This is a genomic window from Mitsuaria sp. TWR114 (genome assembly GCF_007997345.1).
In genome coordinates, this window is record NZ_VOSR01000630.1 from 1 (window position 1) to 6263 (window position 6263).

Below are 6263 nucleotides of genomic sequence, written 5' to 3' on the forward strand. Positions count from 1 at the left end.
AGCAGGAAGGCCGCGGCGAGCGTCCGGAGCGTGGCGATCGCGCCGAGCGTGGCGATCGTGCCGAACGCGGTGAGCGCGGCGGTGACCGCAACCGTCGCAACGAGCGCGCCGACAAGCCGGAGCAGGCCGTCGAAGGCGCACCGCGCCAGGAACGCGCGGAGCGTGGCGATCGTCCGGAACGGGGCGAGCGCGGTGATCGTGGCGAGCGTGGCGAAGGCCGCCGCCGCCGCGAGGAGCGCGCCGCCGAGGTGACGCAGGAGCAACTCGCGCCGCTGGCCGGCACCGAGGCCGCCAACACCGAGTCGCCGATCGCTTTCGCCGACACCCAGCCGCTGGAGACGCCGCTGGAAACGCCGCTGGGCGAGGCCGGCGAAGAGCGTCAGGGCCGTCGCCGTCGCCGTCGCGGCAACCGCGGTGAGCGTGGCGCCGAAGGCATCGAGGGCGCCGAGCAGGTCGAAGGCACGCTGGTCGAAGGCCAGGCGCCGGAAGCGGGCGAGGCCTCGTTCGCCGAGGGCGCCGAGTCCGCCGCCGCACCGGTGGTCGAGGGCGAAGCCCCCGCCGAAGCCGTTGAAGGCGCCGAAGGCGAAGGCCGTGGTGAAGGCCGCCGCCGTGGCCGGGGTCGCGACCGCTATCGTCGCGACCGCCGCGAAGGCGAAGGCGCTCCCGCCGAAGGCGGCGAGGGTGCGAACGGCCTGATCGCTGAAGGCGAGGTCGCTTCGCCGGCCGTGGCCGCGCTGGATGGCATCGTCCTGGACGCGGGTGCCGCGCCGAAGCAGCTGGAACTGGGCGAATCGCCGAAGCAGGCGCCGGCGCAAGCCGTCGCGCCCGCACCGGTGGCTGCCGCGCCGGCTCCGGCCGCCGCCCCGATCGTGCCGCGCTTCGAGCTGCCGATGACCGAGCTCAGCGCCGTCGCCGATGGCGCCGGCCTGGTCTGGGTCAACAGCGATGCCGACAAGATCGCCGCCGCCCAGGCCGCGATCGCCGCCGAGCCTGCCCCGGCACCGCTGGGCCGCGAGCCGGCACCGGTCGTGGTGGTCGACGACGGCCCGCTGGTGCTGGTCGAGACCCGCAAGGACCTCAGCCAGTTCAAGCTGCCCTTCGAGGCCTGATCGCCCGCATGAACTCCCTCTCCCGCTTGCGGGAGAGGGATGGGGTGAGGGCCGGCCTCCGCAGGTGCGCCTGATGGAGACCCCTCACCCCTCCCTCTCCCCGTCCGCGGGGAGAGGGTGTCATCGAGGCACGAGTTGATTTCGCAAGAGCCGCCGAGTTACCCCCGGCGGCTTTCCTTTTGGGGCGTCACAAGCGCCCGACGACACGACGGAGACTTCCCTTGAACACCTCCACCATCGCTGCCCCGGGCGGCGCCGCCGGCAGCGCCGCGCAGGCCGCGCCCAAGATGCCGCCGCAGATCCCCTTCATCATCGCCAACGAGGGCTGCGAGCGTTTCAGCTTCTACGGGATGCGCAACATCCTGACGGTATTCCTGATGACCAGCCTGCTGCTGGCCATTCCTGAACCGCTGCGCAAGGGCGAGGCCAAGGAGGTGTTCCACACCTTCGTGATCGGCGTCTATTTCTTCCCGCTGCTGGGCGGCTGGCTGTCCGACCGCTTCTTCGGCAAGTACAACACCATCTTCTGGCTGAGCCTGGTGTACTGCGCCGGCCACGCCTGCCTGGCGATCTTCGAGGACAACCTGCGTGGCTTCTACTTCGGCCTGTTCCTGATCGCGCTGGGCTCGGGCGGCATCAAGCCGCTGGTCAGCTCCTTCATCGGCGACCAGTTCGACAAGAGCAACCGCACGCTGGCGCAGAAGGTCTTCGACGCCTTCTACTGGATCATCAACTTCGGCTCGTTCTTCGCCTCGCTGCTGATGCCGATCTTCCTGGACAGGTTCGGCGCCAGCGTCGCGTTCGGCATCCCGGGCGCGCTGATGTTCCTGGCGACCCTGATCTTCTGGAGCGGCCGCCGCAAGTACACGCATGTGCCGGCGGGCCAGTCGCACCGCGATCCCCATGGCTTCCTGAAGGTGGTGCGCACGGCGCTGCTGGCGCAGGCGCCGGGCCAGGGCCGCGGCGGCCTGATCGTGGCCGGCCTGGGCGTGGTGCTGGCGATCGGGGCGCTGGTCCTGACGCCCAACCTGGGCTTCGTGATCGCCTTCTGCTCGGCGCTGGTGCTGGTCATGGGCTTCGGCGGCATCGGCGCCTGGATGCAGCTGGAACGCGCCCGGGCGGTGCATCCGGCCGAGGCCGTCGAAGGCGTGCGCCAGGTGCTGCGCCTGCTGGTGCTGTTCGCGCTGGTCACGCCGTTCTGGTCCCTGTTCGACCAGAAGGCCTCGACCTGGGTGCTGCAGGCCGACCAGATGGCCAAGCCGGAGTGGTTCAAATCCTCGATGATGCAGGCGCTCAATCCGGCGCTGGTCATGATCCTGATCCCGTTCAACAACCTGGTGCTGTACCCGCTGCTGGCCCGCCTGGGCCTGAAGGTGACGGCGCTGCGCCGCATGGGCGCGGGCATCGCGTTCGCCGGCCTGGCCTGGATCGTGGTGGGCGGGCTGCAGCTGTGGCTCGACGACGGCCACGCGGTCGACATCACCTGGCAGGTGCTGCCCTACGCGCTGCTGACGCTGGGCGAGGTGCTGGTGTCGGCGACCGGCCTGGAGTTCGCCTACAGCCAGGCGCCGCTGGCGATGAAGGGCGTGATCACCAGCTTCTGGAACCTGTCGGTGACCATCGGCAACTTGTGGGTGCTGCTGGCGAATTCGAGTGTCAAGGGTTCGGCGGTGACGACCTACATCCAGTCGACCGGCACCAGCGTGACGGCCTTCCAGATGTTCTTCTTCGCCGGCTTCGCGCTGCTGGCGGCACTGCTGTTCGCGCTCTACGCGCGTGGCTACCGCATGCAGGACAACTACCGGGGCTGAAGCTCCACTCCTCAAGGAAGCGACAACGATGAATCGACTTCTCTCTCTGGCCACCGCGCTGGCCCTCCATGCCGCGATCGCGACGCCAGCGGCGCTGGCGCAGACCAGCGTCAAGCTCAACCTGGTGCCGCTGCCGTCGACGCGGCAACAGGTCGACCTGACCATGGACACCCGCATGAACATGTCCATGCGGCTGCCGGCGGACGCGCCCGAGCAGGCGCGCGCCGAGGCCGAGCAGTTGAAGGCCGCCATGCCGTTGACGATGACCATGGCGATGCGCCAGACGCTGTCGACCTCGGCCAAGGCGGCCGATGGCGGCTACACCCTGGATGCGGAGATGGCGACGCTCAAGACCGAGATGCGCAATGCGTCCGGTCAGCTTCAGCCGCTGCCGCCGCCGATGACCTTCCGCTTCAACGCGCGGCTGAAGGACGACCAGTTCGAGCAGATCGACATGCAGCTGCCTGCCACGGCCGCGTCCCAGGCGCTGAGCAAGGAGCTGCAGGAGCAGCTCTTCAACCAGAGCTTCGACTGGATGCGCAAGTTCAACGGCGTGACGCTGAAGGTCGGCGAATCGATCGAGGTGCCGGTCGAGATGAACCTGCCGATGGGCGCGTCCAAGCAGCTGGGCAAGGTGGTGGGCCGCTATACCCTGACCGGCGTGCGCCAGGGCGTGGCGTCGTTCGATGTCGCGGTGACGATGGCCATGGACGTCGCGCTGCCGGTGTCCGCGCCGTTCCACTCCAGCCTGATGAAGCCCGCCGCCTCCAGCGCGACGGAGGCGACCGCCCCGGCGCCGGCCGCGTCCGCGCCGGCCGAGGTGAAGGGCTCGATGACCGCGACCGGCAGCGGCAAGATGGACGTGCGCCTGGCCGACCGTCTGATGCTGCGCAGCACGATGTCGATGACGATGGGCATGGACATGGCGGGACCGCAGGGCAAGCTGCTGCGCATGGACACGCAGATGAACATGGCCAGCACCGGCAAGGCCTTGCCCGCTGTGAAGAAGAAGGTCGAGAAGGCCACGCCGGCCAAGCCCGCCAGCAAGAGCTGAGCGCCTGATGCGCGCCGGGGGCCCGGCGGCGCCGTGACCAGGACCGCCCGAGGGCGGTCCTTTTTCTTGAGCGCGTCAGCGATCGAGAGCGGCAGCCCAGAACAGCGACAACAGGAAGGTCGCCATTAGCGCCAAGCAAAGCCATCGCTCGCTCTCGAAGAGCTTCACCGACATGTCGGCTTTCGCGTTCGCAACCTCCAAATGGATCGCCTGAGAAATCGCGAGCGCTTCTTGCGCGCTCACGCCGGCGTTGATCAAGGTCCTCGTCGTCTCAACGTTCATTGCATGGCTCCTGGCAAGGGGAACGGAAGGGATCCCACGAGCGAGGCAATCTAGGCGGAAGCGGATCCGGTTTCACTGGCCCATCCATGCGTCGTTGAAGGCGCGCCCCTGGAGGGACGCTGCTGCCTCACCGCCGGCGCAGTTCGCGCATGCCGGGCAAGGTCGGGATGACCTCGCGCATCACTTGCTGGAACGCGCGCAGCCGGGCCGGCTGCAGGTGGCGCGACGGATACACGAGCGAGATCGGCAGCGGCGTCGCGCACCAGTCCGGCAGCAGCCGCACCAGGCGTCCTTGAGCAAGGTCGTCGATGACCGCCCATTGCGACACCAGCGCCAGGCCCAGGCCGCGCCGCGCGGACTCGATCAAGGCGAACAGGCTGTCCGTGCCCAGCCGGGGCCGGAAGCCGATGTGCAGGCTCGCATCACCCGTCGCCGCGCGCAGGTCGATGCCGTCCCGGTAGAAGGCCAGCAGCGCCAGCCAGGGCTGCGCGCCGAGCAGCGCCGCGATCTCCTCCGGTGTCTTCCGGTCCAGGCCCTTGGGCAGCTTCTTCGCGAGCGACGGCGCGGCCACCAGCACCCGCGGGACCTCCGCCAGCTGCGTGGCGATCAGGTTGGGCTGGCTGATCTCGCCGACGAGCAGGGAGCAGTCGACGTTCTCCCGGCTGAAATCCGGCAGTTGGTCCTGCAGCATCCATTCGACCGACACCCGCGGATGGCGCTTCAGGAAGGCGGCCAGCGGCTCGATCAGCTGGCTCTGCCCAAAGGCATGCGGCACCCGCAGCCGCAGCGTGCCGGAGAGCTCCTCGCCGCCATCGAGCTCCTCGGCCAGCGTCTGCCAGCCATCGATCAGTTCCTGCGCCTGCGCGGCGCAGCGCTCGCCCTCCTCGGTCAGGCGCAGGCCACGCGTCGAGCGTTCCACCAGCCGCGCGCCGAGCAGCGATTCCAGCATCTGCACCCGGCGGCTGACGGTCGGCTGGGTGGTCGCGAGCTGCAGCGCCGCCGCGGAGAAACTGCCCGCCTCCGCGACACGGAGGAAGGTCTGCAGCAGCGCGAGGCGGTCCTGGCCGCCGTCCCGGACAAGGTCTTTCATGAGGCGCTTTATACGCCGGGCGTATGGCCGCTGTGCGTGCGGGGCCGGTTCCGCGGGCGGGCGCCCATCCGAAGAATGCGAGGCATCCCGGTGCCGGCGCGCCGCCGCCCACCGATTCCCGCTTCCTCGTTACCCTTCCGGAGTTGCCATGTCCGCCCTGCCGCTGACTTCGACCTCGACACCCACCGTGACAACGACCTCGACCGCCTCGCCGCCGGATGCCGGCGCAACGCCCTCCGCGCCGCTGATCGTCCTGCTGGCCGCATCGGCCGGCCTGGGCGCCGCGTCGCTCTACTACAGCCAGCCGATCCTGGCCCCGCTGGCCGAGGATCTGCACGCCTCCACCGGTGGCATCGGCGCGGTGCCGATGCTCACCCAGCTCGGCTACGCCGCCGGCATCCTGCTGCTGACGCCGCTGGGCGACCGCTTCGATCGCCGCCGCGTGATCCTCACCAAGTTCGTGCTGCTGATCGCGACCCTGCTGATGAGCGGCTTCGCACCGGGCTTCGCGCCCTTCCTGGTCGCCAGCGCGCTGCTGGGACTGACGGCGACGCTGGCGCAGGACGTCGTGCCGATGGCCGCGGCGCTGAGCCCGGCCGAGCACCGGGGGCGCATCGTCGGCCAGGTGATGACCGGGCTGCTGCTGGGCATCCTGCTGTCGCGCGTGATGAGCGGCGTCATCGCGGACCTGCTGGGCTGGCGCTGGGTTTATGGCCTGGCGGCGCTGGCCCTGACCGTCGCGGGCCTGGCGAGCTGGCGCTGGCTTCCGTCCTCGCCGCCGGCGATGCGCACGACGTATGGCGGCCTGCTGCGCTCGCTGGGCGGCCTGTGGCGCGCCTGGCCGACGCTGCGCCGCGCCGCGATCGCACAGGGCTTGCTGGCCGTCGCCTTCAGCGCGTTCTGGTCGACGCTGGCGG

Annotated in this window: 7 protein-coding genes; 4 read left to right on the forward strand and 3 right to left on the reverse strand. The window is 70.0% G+C overall.

The annotated features are described in order from the left end of the window. The coding region (locus tag FUT87_RS21090) for a hypothetical protein (protein WP_147242288.1) at positions 1-263 on the reverse strand (263 nt) is incomplete at its 3' end. Here FUT87_RS21090 and FUT87_RS21095 point away from each other — a divergent pair. The 3 genes from FUT87_RS21095 (at position 249) to FUT87_RS21105 (ending at position 3974) form a co-directional block, all read left to right on the forward strand. Next, positions 249-1109, forward strand: coding sequence for a hypothetical protein (locus tag FUT87_RS21095; RefSeq protein WP_147242289.1), 861 nt, complete (start codon positions 249-251; stop codon positions 1107-1109). The two genes, FUT87_RS21090 and FUT87_RS21095, sit on opposite strands and share 15 nt — an antisense overlap. A 287-nt stretch (positions 1110-1396) precedes the next feature. Continuing rightward, complete coding sequence (locus tag FUT87_RS21100) at positions 1397-2920, forward strand: oligopeptide:H+ symporter (RefSeq protein ID WP_147242293.1); 1524 nt, start codon at positions 1397-1399, stop codon at positions 2918-2920. A gap of 28 nt (positions 2921-2948) precedes the next feature. Then, positions 2949-3974, forward strand: coding sequence for a hypothetical protein (locus tag FUT87_RS21105; RefSeq protein WP_147242290.1), 1026 nt, complete (start codon positions 2949-2951; stop codon positions 3972-3974). 75 nt (positions 3975-4049) lie between these two features. Here FUT87_RS21105 and FUT87_RS21110 read toward each other — a convergent pair whose 3' ends face one another. Further along, on the reverse strand, positions 4050-4256 hold the full coding sequence (locus FUT87_RS21110; protein WP_091726538.1) for a hypothetical protein: 207 nt from the start codon (positions 4254-4256) through the stop codon (positions 4050-4052). Between the two features lie 127 nt (positions 4257-4383). Continuing rightward, complete coding sequence (locus FUT87_RS21115) at positions 4384-5346, reverse strand: LysR family transcriptional regulator (RefSeq protein ID WP_147242246.1); 963 nt, start codon at positions 5344-5346, stop codon at positions 4384-4386. A gap of 148 nt (positions 5347-5494) precedes the next feature. Between FUT87_RS21115 and FUT87_RS21120 the strand changes: the two genes are divergently transcribed. Then, a partial coding sequence (locus FUT87_RS21120) for an MFS transporter (protein WP_147242291.1) occupies positions 5495-6263 on the forward strand: 769 nt, incomplete at its 3' end.

Bases quoted from the DNA above. Each gene is read 5' to 3' on its own strand.
- FUT87_RS21100 (WP_147242293.1), top strand. From the start codon at position 1,397: ATGCCGCCGCAGATCCCCTTCATCATCGCCAACGAGGGCTGCGAGCGT.
- FUT87_RS21105 (WP_147242290.1), top strand. From the start codon at position 2,949: ATGAATCGACTTCTCTCTCTGGCCACCGCGCTGGCCCTCCATGCCGCG.
- FUT87_RS21110 (WP_091726538.1), bottom strand. From the start codon at position 4,256: ATGAACGTTGAGACGACGAGGACCTTGATCAACGCCGGCGTGAGCGCG.
- FUT87_RS21115 (WP_147242246.1), bottom strand. From the start codon at position 5,346: ATGAAAGACCTTGTCCGGGACGGCGGCCAGGACCGCCTCGCGCTGCTG.